Origin of the sequence: Pseudomonas sp. MWU16-30323, from assembly GCF_020515595.1 — a bacterium.
Lineage (GTDB): Bacteria > Pseudomonadota > Gammaproteobacteria > Pseudomonadales > Pseudomonadaceae > Aquipseudomonas > Aquipseudomonas yamanorum.
In genome coordinates, this window is sequence record NZ_JAIWYM010000004.1 from 305,264 (window position 1) to 322,364 (window position 17,101).

The following is a 17,101-nucleotide window of genomic DNA, read 5'->3' on the forward strand; positions in this document are numbered from 1 at the left end:
ACGCGGCACCTGGGTGCGCGTGCCTTTTCTTTACCGCAGCAGGAAACCAGCGTTATGACTTCCAAGGGTTTCAACCATTGGCCGGTGTTCGACGGCCCCTTGACCGACGAGATGACCGACCGCTTTTTGATGGGCCTGCCTGAGCACTTCCAAGACGCGCTTAACCTGAAGCTGCCCCTGGCCGCCTGGCGCCAGGTCTCGGAAGAGTCCATCGAACAGTTGGCTGAACGCGCGGAAAACCCGGTCTCGCCACTGGCCTGGCGCTATGCCGCCGCCCAACTGGGGCAAGACCTGCGTTTACGCCTGCGCCCCGATCAATCGACCAGTACGGTATGAGCCACCACTTGCTTGACTTGATCGCGCAACCACGCATGTGCCGGATCGTCACAGAAACGCTGGTGCCAGATCTGCACAAACGGAAAGCGCGGAATGCTGAACGGTGGCGGCAATTGCACCAGGTCCGGGTTAAGCAGAGTGTCCTCCAGGGTTCGCGTCGCGACGGTGAGGATCAGGTCAGTGTTGTGCAACAAGCCTGGCGCGGTGCGCCAGTGCGGCACGCTCACGGCGATACGACGGCGCAAGCCCTCGGCGCGCAACACGCTGTCGACTTCGCCATTGGCGCCACCGTCCATGGACACCTGGATATGCGGGCGCTCCAGGTAGCTCTCCAGGTCCAGCATGCCTTCCTTGGACAAGGTCCGTCGGTCGAGCAGGCAGGAAAAACTTTCCTCGAACAACACTTCCATCGACACATCGGGCGTCAGGCTGGGGAACACCCCCAGGGCCAGGTCGATCTTGCCCTGCGCCACTTGCTCAAACATCCCGTGCCGGCTGCCCTGGGTCACCACCAGGGTGGTGTTCGGCGCCTCTCGACGCAGTCGCACCAGCAATTTGGGCAGGATAATCGCCGCGCCATAATCCGACATCGCCAACTGGAAGGTGCGTTGAGAACGGGCCGCGTCGAAGTCGATGGACTTGCCGAACAGCGTTTCAATCTGGCTGAGAATCTCGCGCAGCGGGTCCTGGATGTTTTGCGCCAGGGCGCTAAGCATCACCTCATTGCCCTTGCGGATCAGGATCGGATCGTCCAGCAGCACTCGCAACTTACTCAGGGAATGACTGATGGCCGGCTGGCTCAAATTCAGCCGCTCCCCCGTGCGGGTGACGTGTTTTTCGGTCAGCAGTGCATGGAGTACCACCAACAGATTCAAATCGATGTTGCGCAGTAAGACCGTGACCATGCGATGAATTCCATTTCAGGGAGCAACCCTTTAAAAAGGAGCAAAACATGCCTCAAATCAAACGAATTATTGAGACCGCGCTGTACGTGGATGACCTTGAACGCGCCAAAGCGTTTTACAGCCAGCACCTGCAACTGGAAGTGATGGTTGAGAGCAGCGTGCTCGTCGCGTTCAACGTTGGCCAACAGAATACTCTCTTGCTGTTCAAACGGGGCGCCTCCGTGCAGACCAAGTATTTGAGCGGCGGCGAGATCCCACCCCACGACGCCAGCGGGCGTATTCATATCTGCTTTGCCATCGATGCCGAAGACCTGCCGACCTGGGAGACGCGCCTGGGCGCGGCCGATATCGCCATCGAAGGGCGTACGCATTGGCCCAAGGGCGGATCGAGCGTTTACTTCCGTGACCCGGATGCGAACCTCGTCGAACTGCTGACACCGGGCTGTTGGCCCATTTACTGATTGCTCTTCAAGGAATGAAGCTTATGCCTCACGTCAGCACTCCGGGACGTGCCGTTTCCCGAACCACCGTGGCATTGCTGATCGCCGCGCTCCTGTTGCTCGCCCTGGCCTGGGGCTTATGGCGCTGGAGCCATCCGGCCGTTGCCTCCTACGCCCCGGCGCCGATAAAAGTCGCGATTGCGCCAGTCAGCGATGCACCGTTCACCCGCTACCTGGAGGCCATTGGCGAACTGGAGGCGGTGCATCAGGTGAGCGTGCCCGCCGAAGTCGGCGGGCGCGTGGTGCAATTGCCGGTGGAATCCGGCCAGCGTGTCGAGCGGGACCAAGTGCTGGTCAAGCTCAACGACGCGCCACAGCGCGGCAGCCTGATGCGCCTGCAAAGCGAGCTGGAAAACGCCAAGGTCAAGCTGGAACGTTCGCGCAGCCTGGTCAAGGTCAACGCCATCTCCCACGAAGCCTTCGACAATGCCCAGACCGAGTACACCACGGCTCAAGGAGCCCTGCAGGAACTCAAGGCGCAGATTGATCAACTGACCATCCGCGCCCCTTTCGCCGGCACCTTGGGGATTCGCAAGGTGCACTTGGGGCAGTACGTCAATCCGGGCGACAGCCTGATCAACCTGGTGGGCGACCAAGGCCTGTACGTCAATTTCAGCGTGCCGGAACAAGCGTTGGCGCAACTCAAGGTCGGCAACCGCGTGAACGTGCAGCTCGATGCCCTGCCGGGGCAACGCTACACCGCGCGCATCAGCAGCATCGACCCGTTCCTCGATCGCGCGCGCACCTTGAGTGTCCAGGCGCTGCTGCAAGCGCCGACGCCCGGCGCCTTGCCGCGCATGTTCGCCAAAGTGCGCCTGCCCCAGCCGCTGCCGAGCAATACCCTGACCGTGCCGGAAACCGCGATCACCTATAACGCCTATGGTGAAGATGTGTTTGTGGTGCAACCCTCGCCAGACGCCAACACCCCGCCTATTGCACGGCGCGTGCTGGTCAAGACCGGCGAACGCCGGGAGGGCCGGGTAGTGATCGACTCGGGGTTGAATCCGGGTGAACAGGTGGTGATTTCCGGGCAGATCAAGCTCAGCGACGGCGCCGCCATCGAACCCCTTGAGCGCACGGTGTTGAACGACGCCAACACGCCCCCACGGCTGAGCATGTCCGGAGAGCAACCGTGAAATTCACCGACCTCTTTGTGCGCCGCCCGGTGCTGGCGCTTGTGGTCAGCCTGCTGATCGTGCTGGCCGGCCTCAAGGCTTACCTCGACCTGCCCGTGCGCCAGTACCCGCTGCTGGAAAGCTCGGTGATCAGCGTCACCACTGACTATCCCGGCGCCCCCGCCGAGCTGATGCAAGGCTTTGTGACCCAGCCGATCAACCAGTCCCTGGCCTCGGTGGAAGGCGTGGACTACGTCAGCTCGACCTCGGTGCAGGGACGCAGCCAGATCACCTTGCGCATGGCCCTTAATCAGGATTCGGCCAAGGCCCTGAGCGATGTGATTGCCAAGGTCAACCAAGTCAAATATCGCCTGCCGGAACAGGCCTACGACCCGGTGATCGAGCGCTCCGCCGGCGACGCAACGGCCGTGGCCTATGTGGGGTTTTCCAGTGATTCGCTCAGCGCTTCGGCCTTGAGCGATTACCTCAGTCGCGTGGTGCAGCCGCTGTTTTCCACCATCGAGGGTGTGGCCAAGGTCGAGACCTTCGGCGGCCAGCGCCTCGCGATGCGCCTGTGGCTCGATCCGCAGCGCATGGCAGGCCACGGCATCAGCGCGGCTCAGGTCGAACAGGCCATCCGCGACAATAACTTCCAGGCAGCACCGGGGCAGATCAAGGGCCAGTACGTGGTCTCCTCGATCCAGGTCAATACCGACCTGAGCAGCCTGGATGAATTTCGCAACATGGTCATCAGCAACAATGGTGACCACCTGCTGCGCCTGCGCGATATCGCCACCGTCGAGCTCGGCTCGGCGGCCTATGAAACCAGTGCCCTGATGGATGCCAAGCCGGCGGTACACCTGGGGCTGTATGCAACGCCCAAGGGCAACCCGCTGCTGATCGTCGCCGATATCAAGCGCCTGCTGCCGGCCATCGAGAAAACCTTGCCGCCGGGAGTCAAGGTGGCGCTGGCGTTTGAGACCGCGCACTTTATCGAGGCGTCGATCATCGAAGTGATCGAGACCCTCATCGAAGCGATCCTGATCGTGGTGGTGATCATCTACCTGTGCCTGGGCTCGGTGCGCAGCGTGATCATCCCCATCGTCAGCATCCCGCTGTCGATGCTCGGCGCTTTGGGGCTGATGACGTTGTTCGGGTTCAGCATCAACCTGCTGACGCTGCTGGCGATGGTGCTGGCCATCGGCCTGGTGGTGGATGACGCCATCGTGGTGATGGAGAACATCCACCGTCACCTCAAGGAAGGCCGCACGGCCCTGCAAGCCGCGCTGTTCGGCGCACGGGAAATGGCTTCGCCGGTGATCGCCATGACCATCACCCTGGCCGCCGTCTATATGCCCATCGGACTGATGAACGGCCTGACCGGCGCGTTGTTCAAGGAGTTCGCCCTGACCCTGGCCGGCGCGGTGCTGGTCTCCGGGGTCATCGCCCTGACCCTGACCCCGGTGATGTGCGCCAAGCTGCTGCCCAGCCAGGAACACGAAGGGCGCATGAGCCGCCTGGCCGAGCGCTTCTTCCAGCGTCTGGCGCGCCTCTACCAGCGCGCGCTGCTCGGCTCGTTGCGCAGGCGAGGGCTGATCCTGCTGCTGGGCGCACTGGTGCTGATCAGCCTGCCCTGGCTGTACGGGCAGGCCAGCAAGGAACTGGCGCCGAATGAGGACCAGGGCAACCTGCTGCTGGCGATCAAGTCACCGCAACACGCCAACCTCGATTACGTGGAGCGCTACGCCTATCAGTTGAGCGAGATTCTCGGCCAACTGCCGGAGACCGTCAGTACCTGGATCATCAATGGCAACGACGGGGTGGCGGCCAGCTTCGCCGGCGTCAACTTCAGCGAGTGGTCGCAACGTTCACGCAGCGCCGCGAGTATCCAGGCCGAACTGCAACAGAGCGTGGATGCGGTGGAGGGCAACTCGATCTTTGTGTTCCAGTTGCCGCCACTGCCCGCTTCGACCGGCGGTTTGCCGGTACAACTGGTGATGCGCAGCACCGAGGACTACCGCTCGTTGTACCAGGCCATGGAAGAGCTGAAGACCCAGGCGCGGGCCAGCGGCCTGTTTGCGGTGGTCGATAGTGACCTGGCCTTCAACAACCCGGTGACCCAGGTGCGCATCGACCGCAGCAAGGCCAACAGCCTGGGGATTCGCATGCAGGACATCGGCAGCACCCTGGCGGTGTTGATCGGCGAAAATTACACCAACCGCTTCGCCTTGCAGGGCCGTTCATATGATGTGATCCCCCAGAGCCAGGCGTCGCGCCGCCTCACGCCCCAGGACCTGAATGCCTTCTACCTCGATACCGACGCCGGCCAGCAGGTGCCGCTGTCGACCGTGGTCAGCCTGCACAGCGTGATCGAGCCCAACAAGCTCAAGCAGTTCAATCAGCAGAACAGCGCGACCTTCCAGGGCATCCCGGCGCCGGGGGTCAGCCTGGGTCAGGCGGTGGCGTTTTTGCAGGCGCACAGCCAGCAGCTGCCGGCCAGCTTCAGCCATGACTGGCAGGCCGATTCGCGCCAGTTCATTCACGAAGGCAATGCGTTGATGCTGACGTTCCTGTTTGCGCTGATCGTGATCTACATGGTGCTGGCCGCGCAGTATGAAAGCCTGACCGATCCACTGATCATCCTGATCACGGTGCCGCTGTCGATCTGCGGCGCGTTGATCCCGCTGGCCCTGGGTTTGGCCACGATCAACATCTACACGCAGATTGGCTTGGTGACGCTGATCGGACTGATCAGCAAACACGGGATCTTGATGGTCGAGTTCGCCAACGAGTTACAGCCGCTATACCGCTGCACGCCGGCCCAGGCGATCATCCGCGCAGCGCGAATTCGTCTACGCCCGATCCTGATGACCACCGCCGCGATGGTGGTTGGCCTGGTACCGATGCTGTTCTCGTCCGGCGCCGGCGCCAGCAGCCGATTTGGCCTGGGGCTTGTGATCGTTATCGGGATGCTGGTGGGCACCTTGTTTACGCTGTTCGTGTTGCCGTCGGTCTACACCCTGCTGTCACGAGCGCATAAGCCGGTAATTGATTGGGAGGTGATAGAGAAAACAGCCGCTGGCTTCAAGCCTCAAGCTTAAAAGCAAAACGGGCGTCCTGAGGACGCCCGTTTCAGTCAGTGCCTGTAGCCGATGGAATCCGCACCGAAGACCTGTTGGTCAACCTCATTGATGCACTGGCCTCGGCCAACCGGCTGAGTTGCGACTTGGCATTTGTTCGTGTCAGGTCATAACGACTGTAAGGCTTGTAGTACCGAGTTGACGGTCGTGAACTCCCGGTCCACCTCCGGCAACACCGGCCGCTTCAACACCAGCACCGGCACCCCACGTTCCCGCGCCACTTCCAGCTTTGGCTCCGTGGCGCTGCTGCCGCTGTTCTTGCTGATCAGTACATCAATCTGCCGGCGCTCAAACAACGCCCGCTCATCCTCGATCAAAAACGGCCCACGGGCACCGATCACTTCGCAACGTTCATTGCCCGGGTATACGTCCAGCGCGCGCAGCGTCCAGAACTGCTCGGCGGGGATTTCGTCGAGGTGCTGCAACGGTTCGCGCCCCAGGGTGAACAGCGGCCGCTTGAAGGGTTTCAGGGCTTCGATCAACTCCGCCCAGTCACTGACCTCGCGCCAGTCATCACCGGCCTGTGGCTGCCACGCCGGGCGGCGCAGGGCCCAGCAGGGAATGCCGCACCTACCCGCGGCGCGGGCCGCGTTGGCGCTGATCTGCGCGGCATACGGATGAGTCGCGTCCACCACCCGTTCGATGCCTTCGTCGCGAATAAACTGCGCCAGGCCCTCAGCGCCGCCATAGCCGCCGACGCGCACTTCACAAGTAAGGTCGGTCGGCACCCGACCAACACCGGCCAGGCTGTAGATATGCTCCGGCCCCAGTGTGCGGGCAATGGCCAGGGCTTCCGTCACGCCGCCCAGCAGCAGGATGCGTTTCATAGCGGCTTGATCACTTCCAGCAGAGTGATCGGCAGCGCCTGGCGCCAGGTATCAAAGTCCCCCAGCGGCTGGGCCTGGGCTACATGAATGCGGGTCAGTTCGCCGCCGTGTTGTTCGCGCCAGGCCATCAGGGTCATTTCACTTTGCAGGGTCACGGCGTTGGCCACCAGCCGACCGCCGGGGCGCAGTTGTTGCCAACAGGTGTCGAGCACGCCGTCGCGGGTGACGCCGCCGCCGATGAAGATAGCGTCGGGCGCTTCCAGCCCGTTCAGTGCATGGGGCGCCGTGCCGCGAATCAGTAGCAGGCCGGGGACGCCAAGGGCGTCGCGGTTGTGTTCGATCAACAGTTGCCGGCCTTCATCGGCTTCGATGGCCAGCGCTCGGCAACTGGGGTGGGCACGCATCCATTCGATCCCGATGGAGCCGCTGCCCGCGCCGACGTCCCACAGCAGTTCGCCGGGCATCGGCGCGAGGCGGGCGAGGGTCATGGCGCGCACGTCACGTTTGGTCAGTTGGCCATCGTGCTTGAAGGCCGAGTCCGGCAGCCCCGCCAGGCGTGACAGGCGGGCTGTGTTGGCGTCGGCGACGCAGTCGATGGCCACCAGGTTCAATGCCGCAATCGGTTCACCTGGCCAATCCCGGGCGATGCCGTCGAGGTGCCGCTCATCCGGTCCACCGAGGTGTTCAAACACCCTCAGGCGACTTGCGCCAAAGCCACGCTCAGCCAACTGCGCCGCCATCGCCGCCGGGCTCTGGCCGTCATTGCTCAGCACCAGCATGCGCACGCCGCTGGCCAGGTGCGCATTCAGCGCCGCCAATGGCCGGGCAACCACCGACAGCGTCACCACGTCCTGCAGCGGCCAGCCCAAACGCGCCGCCGCCAATGACACCGACGAAGGCGCCGGCAGAATCAGCAGCTCATCGGCGGGCACCTGCCGCGCCAGGCTCGCGCCTACGCCATAGAACATCGGATCGCCGCTGGCCAGCACGCACACCGCTTCACCGCGCCTGGCCAGCACCGGTTCCAGGGAAAACGGGCTCGGCCACAGCTGGCGTTCGCCACGGATACATACCGGCAACAAGTCCAGCTGGCGCTGGCCGCCAACAATGCGCGAGGCGCGCAGCAGGGCATGCCGGGCGTTTCTGCCCAGGCCCTTGAAGCCGTCTTCACCGATGCCTACTACCGTCAGCCAGGGCGACATATGAATTCCTTGAACGACATCCGACGGGCAGGCTTTTCATGCCGCCGGACAAAGCAGGCATAATACCGCGCCTTTACCCGTGAACCGGTAGCCCTGTGAAACCAATACCACCGTCCAATACCTTGCGCCCCTCGGCCTGTCCGGGGTTGCTGCGTATTGTCCAGGCGCTGGATGGCGGGATTTGCCGGATCAAGCTGGCCGGTGGTTCGATCCGCGCCGAGCAGGCCTTTGCCGTGGCTGATGCGGCCCATGCCCATGCCGGCGGGGTAATCGAGGCGACCAACCGCGCCAACCTGCAGATTCGCGGGATAGGTGCCGAACAGGACGCATTGATCGCCGCCTTGCTGGCCGCTGACCTTGGGCCCAGAAGCGCCGCCGGTGACGATGTGCGCAACCTGATGCTCAGCCCCAGCGCCGGCATCGACCGCGAGATGCTGTTCGACACACGGCCGCTGGCCGACGAAATCCTCGCCACCCTGGAAACCCACCCGCGATTCCATGAGCTGTCAGCCAAGTTCGCCGTGCAACTGGACGGCGGTGAAGCCCTGGCGATGCTCGAGCATCATCACGACCTGTGGCTGTCGGCGTTCGACGCCAATGGCCAGACGCTGTTGGCATTCGGCCTGGCAGGCTGCCCGGCGCAGGACGCGCCATTGGCCGCCGTGCCTTTGGCGCAAGGGCATGCACTGGTGGTGGCGGTTCTGGAGCGGTTCCTTGAACTGGCCCGGCCCGATCAAACCCGCATGCGCCACCTGCTGGCTGAAACGGCTGTGGATAACGTTCTCGGGCGGCTAAACCTGCCGTTGCAGCCGGTTGACGGCTTTTCACGCCATTCCAACCCCGCGCCGCTGCACCTGGGAAGTTATCCACAGCGGCAAAAAAATCGAGTCTACGTCGCTGCCGTCGCCCCCTTGGGCCGCCTGGATTCGGCGATGCTCAGGGGCGCCGCGCAGCTGGCCGTCGACCATGGCGACGCTACCCTGCGTGTCACGCCATGGCAGGGCCTGCTGCTGCCCAATATCCGTGACGCGGCGGCTGTCATTGAACGCCTCGAACGGCTTGGCTTTTTGTGCTCGGTGGACCAGCCCCTGGCGCGCCTGATCGCCTGCACCGGCTCCAGCGGATGCGCCAAAGGCCTGGCCGACACCAAGACCGACGCCCTGCAATTGGCAACGCTCGCGCCCGGCCACAGCGTGCACCTGTCCGGCTGCCCACGTTCCTGCGCCGCCGCACACACCGCGCCCGTCACCTTGCTGGCGGTAAGCCCCGGCCACTACGACCTCTATTTCCGCGACGCAGGCCAGCCCGGTTTTGGCCGCCTGCACGCGCGCACTCTTTCCATTGAAGCGGCGGGCGCCTTGTTGCGCGCCCACCCACGGAGCAACACCGATGATTGATTACATCCGCGACGGTCAGGAGATCTATCGCAACTCCTTCGCGATCATTCGCGCAGAAGCCAAGCTGGATCGCATTCCTGCCGACCTGGAAAAACTCGCCGTGCGGGTGATTCATGCCTGCGGCATGGTCGACGCCATCGACGGCCTGCAATTTTCCGAAGGTGCCGGCAGGGCCGGGCGCGAAGCCCTGGCCGTCGGCGCGCCGATCCTGTGTGATGCGCGGATGGTTTCCGAAGGCGTGACCCGTACGCGCCTGCCGGCCAACAATCAGGTGATCTGCACCCTGCGCGATGACAGCGTGCCGGCGTTGGCCCGCGAGCTGGGCAACACCCGTTCCGCCGCCGCCCTGGAGCTGTGGCGCCCGCACCTGGAAGGCAGCGTGGTGGTGATCGGCAATGCGCCGACAGCGCTGTTCTACCTGCTGGAAATGCTCGACGCCGGGGCGCCAAAACCCGCGCTGATTCTCGGTTTTCCGGTGGGCTTTGTCGGCGCCGCCGAATCCAAGGCGATGCTGGCGGCAGACAGCCGCGGCGTACCGTTCGTGATCATGCAGGGCCGCCTGGGCGGCAGTGCGATGGCCGCCGCCGCGGTCAACGCCTTGGCCACGGAGGTCGAATAATGCCGGCACGCGGACGTTTGATTGGCCTGGGCGTAGGCCCCGGTGACCCGGAACTGATCACCCTGAAAGCCCTGCGCCTGCTGCGGGAATCGCCGGTGGTGGCGTACTTCGTGGCCAAGGGCAAGAAAGGCAACGCGTTCGGCATCATCGAAGACCATTTGGTGCCGCAGCAAACCCTGATGCCGCTGGTGTACCCGGTGACCACTGAAGTGTTGCCCGCGCCGCTGTCCTACGAGCAAGTGATCAGTGATTTCTACGACACCGCCAGTGTCGACGTTGCCGCACACCTGGATGCCGGGCGCGATGTGGCGGTGATTTGCGAAGGTGACCCGTTCTTCTACGGCTCCTACATGTATTTGCATGACCGCCTGGCCGAGCGCTACGACGCTCAGGTGATCCCGGGTGTGTGCTCGATGCTCGGCGGCGCGTCCGTGCTGGGGGCGCCGTTGGTGTATCGCAACCAGAGCCTGTCGGTGCTCTCCGGCGTGTTGCCCCATGACGAACTCAAGCGTCGCCTGGCGGATGCCGACGCGGCGGTGATCATGAAGCTGGGCCGCAACTTCACCAAGGTGCGTCAGGTATTGGAAGAGCTGGGGCTGGCGAGCCGGGCGTTGTACGTCGAGCGCGCGACCATGGCCAATCAGAAAATCGTCGCCCTGGACCAGGTCGATCCAACGTCTTCGCCGTATTTCTCGCTGATCATCGTTCCCGGTGAAAGGTGGCAAGGCTGATGACGGCTCCCGCGATTGTCATTCTGGGGCAGGGCAGCCTCGCCACTGCCCGGGCTATCCAGCAGGTGTATCCCGCCGCACTGATCCACGGCCTGGCCGGACGGGTTGAAGGTGCGGATCAGGCCTATAACGAATTCGGTGTCACCGTGCGCCAGTTGTATCAACAGGGCACGCCGATCATCGCCCTGTGCGCCGCCGGAATTGTGATCCGCACCCTGGCGCCGCTGCTGTTGGAGAAGGGCGTCGAGCCTGCGGTGCTGGCAGTTGCCGAAGACGGCAGCGCCGTAGTGCCGCTGCTCGGTGGCCTGGGGGGCGTGAACGTAATGGCGCGGGAAATCGCCGCGGCCTTGGGCGTGGCCGCCGCGATCACCACCAGTGGCGAACTGCGTTTCGGCACCTGCTTGCTCAACCCGCCCAGCGGTTATCAGCTCGGCGATCTGGAACTGGGCAAACGCTTTGTTTCCGATTTGCTGGCGGGGGAATCGGTCCGCATTGAAGGCGCGGCGCCGTGGCTGGATCAGGCCAACTTGCCCCAGGACCAGCAGGCGCGTCTGGCGATTCACGTCAGCAGTGCCGAGCGTACGCCTGCGGCTAATGAGCTACTGATTTATCCGAAGAACGTGTTGGTCACCTGCCAGCCGGGGCCGCAACTGGCCGCGCGCATTCGTGCGGCGTTGCAGGATGCAGGGCTCGCCGTGCAGTCCCTGGCGTGTCTGCTGGCGGCTGAAACCGAGATGGCCGATTCGTCGCTGCATGAGGCTTCAATCGAGTTGGGCGTACCGTTGCGCTTCGCCGGTTTGCCGACCCAAACGGACATCGCCATTACGGTGGCCGATGCACCGCTGGACCTGTCCCTGATCGGTCGCCCCCGCGGCCGCCTGGCGGTCATCGGTTTGGGCCCCGGCGCTGCGGAACTGATGGTGCCAGCGGTGAAGGCTGAACTGGCCCGCTGCACCGACGTGCTGGGTTACGAAACCTATGTGCGCATGGCGGGGCCGTTCCGCCCGGATCAAATCCAGCATTGCACCGACAACCGCGAAGAGATGCAGCGCGCCCGTCATGCCTTTGAGCTGGCGGCGCAGGGGCGTTCGGTGGTGGTGGTGTCTTCGGGTGACCCAGGCGTATTCGCCATGGCGGCTGCGGTGATCGAGGCCCTGCATGAGTCCAGCGACCCGGCCTGGCATCAGGTCGACCTGGAAATCCTGCCGGGTGTGTCGGCATCCCTCGCCACGGCGGCGCAGGCGGGGGCGCCGCTGGGGCATGACTTCTGCGTGATGTCGCTGTCGGACAACCTCAAGCCCTGGTCGATCATCGAGAAGCGCCTGGACCTGGCTTCCCAGGCCGACCTGGCGCTGGCGTTCTACAACCCGATTTCCCGTGCTCGGCCCTGGCAGTTGGGGCGCGCCCTGGAGATCGTCGCGCAGCACCGCACGGCCGAGACGCCGGTGGTGTTGGGGCGCGATATCGGTCGACCGGGCCAGACCCTGCGAGTCACCACCCTGGGGCAACTGACCCCGGAGCAGGTGGACATGCGCACCATGGTGCTGATCGGATCGTCCACCACCTGTGTCTTTGCGCGGGCGGGTGGTGGCGAGTGGGTGTATACGCCACGTTGGTATGGCGAGAAACCGGTCTCCTGAAAACGACGGCGGCCTCGCCATGGGGCCGCCTTGAAACGTCAGTCATTGATGCCGGAAAGGTCTGCTTGCCGAGGTTTTTTTGCATCGACTCACGTCATACCTTTCTCTACGGTTTGAAGAAAAGCACGGCGTCTTTGTGCGCCGTCGCCTCATCCCCAGCGTTTACTCATCTGTGCCCTCTGCAGTGATTTTTCCGGCGGGTCGCGGCGCGTCCCGTGGTCAATTTCCAGCAGCTCAAAATCCCCGGCAAGTCGACTAGTGTTGGCGTTAAGCCCCATGTTGGGGGTTATGGAGAAATGGCTATGGAGCGAAATAACAGACGGATCAACAGCGCAAAAAGGAGGAAGCTGATTGCCGCCTACCGGCTTCCGGGCGCGCCCGGCCTGGCGTCGGGGTTGCGCGCGCCGGAGAAGCTCGACGGTGATGATGAGCTGAACGCGGCAGTGGTGAACAACAGTGTCATGTCGTTTGTGGAAGGCATGACGAGCCTCAACAAGGAGTACACCCGCAAAAGCTATTTGCTGGCGAGCAGCTACGTCAGTGATGTGTTGCGGATCGCCCGGGGAACGGAGGCCTGGTACAACGAATTCATCAAGGTGATGAGCAGCCTGGGCTGGATGCCGGTCAGGAGCAGTTTCGAGCGGGTATACACGACCCGCAAAGGATTGTCGGTGCAGCTGGCGGCGCTGAACCTGGTGGCGGCCACCGTGGCCTCGACGTTCCTGTCGGGGCCATTGATCAGTGTACTGCCCAAGCGGGTGGGGGAGGCTATCGAAGCCTTGAAACAGCTCCCGGCCTCATTTGAGTTATTCAAACGAAATACCACGACCCGTGAGGGCGGCGATTTCGGCTTGGCATCCTGTTCGGAAACGGCGGGGGAAGTGTCGATGGTGCTGGTGACTTACAGCTCCCACGGCGTCAGCAAGCAGTGGGGCATGCCGTTTCTGGAGTGGGACAGCGCGTCCGTTGAAGCCTTCAGTGGCCGCACCTGCCTGGTGCTGAACAGTTCGGTGGTCAACGAAGCCACGATTCAATTGATGCGCGACAGCGCAGGGGACAAGGTCCGCCTGGCCATCGCCCAATACAGGATTTGACCTACGGCACCAGGTAACCGCGTACCCCGGTGAAGATGATTTGTGCGGCCAGGGCGCACACAAACAACCCCATCAAGCGGCTGACAATCTGCAGGCCCTGGTCGCCGAGAATGCGTTCGATACGGTTGGACAGGTACAGCACCACGCCCACCGTAAGGCTGGCCAGGGCGATGCTGAGGATGGCGGTGATCTTGTCGTCCCAGTGCGGCTGGCTGACGCCCATCACCAGCAGCGCACCGATGGTGCCGGGGCCGACGGTCAGGGGGATGGTCAGCGGGACGATGGTCACGTCCTGCTGCACGTTGTCGGTCTGCACCGCCGACTTGCCTTGGGCCATGCCCAGGGCGGAGATAAACAGCACACTGCCGGCGCCGATGCGGAAGGCGTCGACGGTGATGCCGAACACACTGAAAATCACCCGGCCGAACAGGTAGAGCAACACGCTTGATACCAGGGTGGCGAGGGCCACTTTCCAGGCCAGGCGCCGCCGCTCCTTGCTGGAGTAACCACGAGTCAGGCTGATAAAGCAGGAAAGCACGAAGAAGGGGCTGTAGAGCACCAGCATCTTCAGGTAAACGCTGAATAGCACATGGAGCATGGGCGCGGCTCGCGGCGGGGACGAGTGGGGAGTCTATCAGGCGCCACGGAACAAATGTGGGAGCTGGCTTGCCTGCGATGACGGTGTATCAGCCAAAAAATCAGGTGTCTGATGCACCGCTATCGCAGGCAAGCCAGCTCCCACAGGGAGAGCGTATTTCAGGTCAGGTAGGCGCGTGCTCTGGCCGCTGTTGGCGCTGTGCCACCCAGTACTCCACCAGCTCGCGCAACTGTGACAACTCCACCGGCTTGGCCATGTGCCCGTCCATCCCGGCCTGGCGCGCACGCTCTTTGTGCTCCGAAAGAATGTGCGCCGTCAGCGCCACCACCGGCGTACGAATGCGCTGGTTGCTGACTTCCCACGCCCGCAGTTGCTGGGTGGCGGAGAAGCCGTCGAGAATCGGCATTTCACAGTCCATCAACACCAGGTCATACCGCTGGGTTTTCATCGCTTGCAACGCTTCTTCACCATTGCTCGCGGTGTCCGGCTGCAGGTTGAGCTTGCCGAGCATGCCGCGAATCACCTTGGTGGAGATGCTGTTGTCTTCGGCCACCAGAATCCGGAAGTCATTCGGCACGGTCACCGGGACCGGCGCGCTGATCGCCGCCTGGCGCGGTTGCACAGTGCCCTTGCTGCGCTGGGTCAACTCGTCGGCCAGGGTGGTCTTGAGGGTGTAGCCGGCCACGGGTTTGGCGAGGATGCGTTTGATCCCGCAGTTGCGCGCGATGATCTTGCTCGGCGCATTGCTGATGCCGGTGAGCATGATCAGCAAGATGTCGTGGTTCAGGCTCGGGTCTTCCTTGATCTTCGCCGCCAGTTGCATGCCGGTCATGCCGGGCATGTTCTGGTCCAGCAGCACCACATCGAAGTAATCCCGCAGGTGCGCCTTGGTGCGCAGCAGCGCCAGGGCTTCCTTGCCCGAAGGCACGGCACTCACGTTCAGGCCCCAGGCCGTGCATTGCTGCACCAGCACTTTGCGGCAGGTGTCGTTGTCGTCCACCACCAGCACGCGCGCGCCCTTGAGCGGGCCGTCGAGGTCGGAGGTGGGATGTTCGAGACGTTCCGGGTCCAGTGGCAGGGTCAGCCACAGGGTGCTGCCTTGTTGGCTGCCACTCTTGATGCCGAACTCGCCGTTCATCAGCAGGATCAACTGGCGGGCAATGACCAGGCCCAGATGGCCGCTCAAACGTGTGGCAGACAGGAAATTCTTGCTGTGCAATTCGCTGTGCAGCAGGGCGTCGCGCTCGGCGGGCTCCATCGGCAGGCCGCTGTCTTGCACCGCAATTCGCAAACGCGGCTTGCTGCTGCGCTCGTCCAGCGCCACGACGATCAGCACTTCACCTTCATCGGTCTTTTGCAGGGCGTTTTCCAGCAGGCTCAACAGCGCCTGGCGCAGGCGCGTCGGGTCGCCGCTGATGACTCGTGGCACCTGGGGCTGGATAAAGCTGATCAGCTCGACGTTTTGCTGCTCGGCCTTGGCGCGGAAAATACTCAGGCAGTCTTCGATCAACGCATTGAGGTCGAACTGCACGTCGTCCAGTTCGATCTGCCCGGATTCGAGCTTGGAGATGTCGAGAATCTCGTTGATCAACGTGAGCAATTCGTTGCCCGCACTGTGGATGGTTTGCACGTAGTCGCGCTGCTTGACCGACAGTGGCGTTCCCAGCAGCAACTCGGTCATGCCCAGCACGCCGTTCATGGGGGTGCGGATTTCGTGGCTGATCTTCGCCAGGAACTCGGCCTTGGCGGCGATTTCGGCATTGCTGGCGGCCAGGTCGCGGCTGAGGCTGAAGTTGTCTTCGGTGATGGCGCGCTGGCGTTCGCCCAAGGCCAGGCTCATCAACAGGCCGCTGAGGCAGATAAAACCGAGCAGGGTGACGATCAAGCCTTGGGGCGCCACCAATGTCAGGCCCAGCAAGGCCGGCAGGATAATCAGCGTGCCGATGTTGAAAATCACCATCGCCACCATGAACAGGCGCGCCGGGCGATAACCTTTTTGCCAGTGATAGGCCGAGACGAACAGCATGCTCAGGCCGGCCAGCGCCACCAGGGCGTAGGTGATGATGTTCAGTGGCAGCGTGTTGACGAACAGCAGCAACAGCCCGCTGAGAACGATCAGCAGAATGTCGGCCATCAACAGCTTGTTCAGCGGATGCGGGCCAAGGGGCGCAAAGAAGCGATAGGCAAACATCAGCCCGCACGGCGCCGTCAGCAGCAGGGCGAGGTATGCACCAGGGGTTTGTACCGCGTGCCAGTTCGGCAGCCACGGCCCGACCAGGTTGAGCAGCAGCGCCAGGCTCAGCAGCAACAACACTTCGCAGGCGGCGAGCCACAGGCTGCTGCGGGAGCGATGGTAAGCGTAGCGGGTCAGGTTATGCAGGATCAGCATCACCAGGCAGCCGAACAGCAGCCCGTAGATCAGCGTCTGGTTCTGGTTGGCCGCGGCGAGTACGGCGGGCTCCAGGGTGATGTAGGGGCGCAGCTCGTGTTCCGAGACCATGCGCAGGTACACGTCCAGCGGCTTCTGGCTTTGGGGCATCGGCAGCATGAAGTCGCTGCTGGGCAGCGGGCGCTCGGCCTGGGGCTGGCGGGTGCCGGTGGCTTGCTGCTCCACCAGGGTGTCGCCGTCGAGCACGTACAGGTTCAGGTGTGCCAGGTCTGGGGCGAATACCCGTAGCACTTGCTCGTGCTTGCCGGGTTGCAGCCTGAAGCGCACCCATAACGCACCGTCCGGTTGCGCGGCGGTAATCCGGTCCAGTTCGATGGGGCTGAATTGATTGATGTAGCGGGGCGAGCGGATGTCGCTCAGTTGCAGATCGGCCTGTTCGTCAAGCAATACCGCCCAGCCACTGCCTTGTGCCGCGGCCTGGGCCGGAAGCAAGCAGAGCAAGGTCAGCAGACTGACAGTGAAACCTATGGCGATCCTGAGCCAGCGCACGGCGAAATCCCTTCGTAGGTTGATGCATGGGTATAACTATGCGCGGGGCCACAAGCGTA

Annotated in this window: 14 protein-coding genes; 9 read left to right on the plus strand and 5 right to left on the minus strand. The window is 63.3% G+C overall.

The window, feature by feature from the left end; genetic code table 11:
* Positions 1-54: 54 nt before the first annotated feature.
* Entirely contained in the window at positions 55-336 is a 282-nt protein-coding gene (locus LIY45_RS07800) for a hypothetical protein (RefSeq protein WP_226475877.1), read from the plus strand.
* Here the strand turns inward: LIY45_RS07800 and LIY45_RS07805 are convergent.
* A complete protein-coding gene (locus tag LIY45_RS07805) occupies positions 315-1,241 on the minus strand; it encodes a LysR family transcriptional regulator (RefSeq protein WP_226475878.1) in 927 nt (308 codons plus the stop codon). The two genes, LIY45_RS07800 and LIY45_RS07805, sit on opposite strands and share 22 nt — an antisense overlap.
* Before the next feature lie 47 nt (positions 1,242-1,288).
* Here LIY45_RS07805 and LIY45_RS07810 point away from each other — a divergent pair, with 47 nt between their 5' ends.
* Genes LIY45_RS07810 through LIY45_RS07820 form a run of 3 tightly spaced genes read left to right on the plus strand, consistent with a single transcriptional unit; the run spans position 1,289 to position 5,957 of the window.
* On the plus strand, positions 1,289-1,702 hold the full coding sequence (locus tag LIY45_RS07810) for a VOC family protein (protein ID WP_226475879.1): 414 nt from the start codon (positions 1,289-1,291) through the stop codon (positions 1,700-1,702).
* A gap of 23 nt (positions 1,703-1,725) precedes the next feature.
* A complete protein-coding gene (locus LIY45_RS07815; protein ID WP_226475880.1) occupies positions 1,726-2,877 on the plus strand; it encodes an efflux RND transporter periplasmic adaptor subunit in 1,152 nt (383 codons plus the stop codon).
* The gene (locus LIY45_RS07820; RefSeq protein ID WP_226475881.1) at positions 2,874-5,957 is read left to right on the plus strand and encodes a MexW/MexI family multidrug efflux RND transporter permease subunit; all 3,084 of its coding nucleotides are present in this window, start codon (positions 2,874-2,876) and stop codon (positions 5,955-5,957) included. Before LIY45_RS07815 ends, LIY45_RS07820 begins: the two co-directional genes overlap by 4 nt.
* Before the next feature lie 146 nt (positions 5,958-6,103).
* Here LIY45_RS07820 and LIY45_RS07825 read toward each other — a convergent pair whose 3' ends face one another.
* Both LIY45_RS07825 and cbiE read right to left on the minus strand, forming a co-directional pair.
* Complete coding sequence (locus LIY45_RS07825; RefSeq protein WP_226475882.1) at positions 6,104-6,823, minus strand: cobalt-precorrin-6A reductase; 720 nt, start codon at positions 6,821-6,823, stop codon at positions 6,104-6,106.
* Positions 6,820-8,025 (minus strand): precorrin-6y C5,15-methyltransferase (decarboxylating) subunit CbiE, encoded by a 1,206-nt coding sequence (gene cbiE, locus LIY45_RS07830; protein WP_226475883.1) that lies wholly within the window; start codon positions 8,023-8,025, stop codon positions 6,820-6,822. The genes LIY45_RS07825 and cbiE overlap by 4 nt, the downstream gene beginning before the upstream one ends.
* Before the next feature lie 95 nt (positions 8,026-8,120).
* Between cbiE and cobG the strand changes: the two genes are divergently transcribed.
* The 5 genes from cobG (at position 8,121) to LIY45_RS07855 (ending at position 13,506) form a co-directional block, all read left to right on the plus strand.
* Positions 8,121-9,422, plus strand: coding sequence for a precorrin-3B synthase (gene cobG / locus LIY45_RS07835; RefSeq protein WP_226475884.1), 1,302 nt, complete (start codon positions 8,121-8,123; stop codon positions 9,420-9,422).
* Positions 9,415-10,041 carry a precorrin-8X methylmutase gene (locus LIY45_RS07840; RefSeq protein ID WP_226475885.1) on the plus strand — a complete coding sequence of 209 codons (627 nt, stop codon included), beginning with the start codon at positions 9,415-9,417 and terminating at the stop codon, positions 10,039-10,041. The genes cobG and LIY45_RS07840 overlap by 8 nt, the downstream gene beginning before the upstream one ends.
* Positions 10,041-10,772 carry a precorrin-2 C(20)-methyltransferase gene (locus LIY45_RS07845; RefSeq protein WP_063033329.1) on the plus strand — a complete coding sequence of 244 codons (732 nt, stop codon included), beginning with the start codon at positions 10,041-10,043 and terminating at the stop codon, positions 10,770-10,772. The genes LIY45_RS07840 and LIY45_RS07845 overlap by 1 nt, the downstream gene beginning before the upstream one ends.
* Positions 10,772-12,412, plus strand: coding sequence for a precorrin-3B C(17)-methyltransferase (gene cobJ, locus LIY45_RS07850; RefSeq protein ID WP_226475886.1), 1,641 nt, complete (start codon positions 10,772-10,774; stop codon positions 12,410-12,412). The genes LIY45_RS07845 and cobJ overlap by 1 nt, the downstream gene beginning before the upstream one ends.
* 302 nt (positions 12,413-12,714) lie before the next feature.
* Positions 12,715-13,506 (plus strand): hypothetical protein, encoded by a 792-nt coding sequence (locus LIY45_RS07855; RefSeq protein WP_226475887.1) that lies wholly within the window; start codon positions 12,715-12,717, stop codon positions 13,504-13,506.
* Position 13,507: 1 nt separating this feature from the next.
* On the opposite strand, the gene LIY45_RS07860 is transcribed toward LIY45_RS07855, so the two are convergent.
* Positions 13,508-14,104 carry a MarC family protein gene (locus tag LIY45_RS07860; RefSeq protein ID WP_003217330.1) on the minus strand — a complete coding sequence of 199 codons (597 nt, stop codon included), beginning with the start codon at positions 14,102-14,104 and terminating at the stop codon, positions 13,508-13,510.
* 163 nt (positions 14,105-14,267) lie between these two features.
* Positions 14,268-17,042 (minus strand): hybrid sensor histidine kinase/response regulator, encoded by a 2,775-nt coding sequence (locus tag LIY45_RS07865; protein WP_226475888.1) that lies wholly within the window; start codon positions 17,040-17,042, stop codon positions 14,268-14,270.
* Positions 17,043-17,101: the final 59 nt, after the last annotated feature.

Coding starts and splice junctions, on each gene's coding strand:
- LIY45_RS07860 (WP_003217330.1), bottom strand. CDS start 14,104: ATGCTCCATGTGCTATTCAGCGTTTACCTGAAGATGCTGGTGCTCTAC.
- cobJ (WP_226475886.1), top strand. CDS start 10,772: ATGACGGCTCCCGCGATTGTCATTCTGGGGCAGGGCAGCCTCGCCACT.
- cbiE (WP_226475883.1), bottom strand. CDS start 8,025: ATGTCGCCCTGGCTGACGGTAGTAGGCATCGGTGAAGACGGCTTCAAG.
- LIY45_RS07810 (WP_226475879.1), top strand. CDS start 1,289: ATGCCTCAAATCAAACGAATTATTGAGACCGCGCTGTACGTGGATGAC.
- LIY45_RS07800 (WP_226475877.1), top strand. CDS start 55: ATGACTTCCAAGGGTTTCAACCATTGGCCGGTGTTCGACGGCCCCTTG.
- LIY45_RS07855 (WP_226475887.1), top strand. CDS start 12,715: ATGGAGCGAAATAACAGACGGATCAACAGCGCAAAAAGGAGGAAGCTG.
- LIY45_RS07845 (WP_063033329.1), top strand. CDS start 10,041: ATGCCGGCACGCGGACGTTTGATTGGCCTGGGCGTAGGCCCCGGTGAC.
- LIY45_RS07805 (WP_226475878.1), bottom strand. CDS start 1,241: ATGGTCACGGTCTTACTGCGCAACATCGATTTGAATCTGTTGGTGGTA.
- LIY45_RS07815 (WP_226475880.1), top strand. CDS start 1,726: ATGCCTCACGTCAGCACTCCGGGACGTGCCGTTTCCCGAACCACCGTG.
- LIY45_RS07825 (WP_226475882.1), bottom strand. CDS start 6,823: ATGAAACGCATCCTGCTGCTGGGCGGCGTGACGGAAGCCCTGGCCATT.
- LIY45_RS07840 (WP_226475885.1), top strand. CDS start 9,415: ATGATTGATTACATCCGCGACGGTCAGGAGATCTATCGCAACTCCTTC.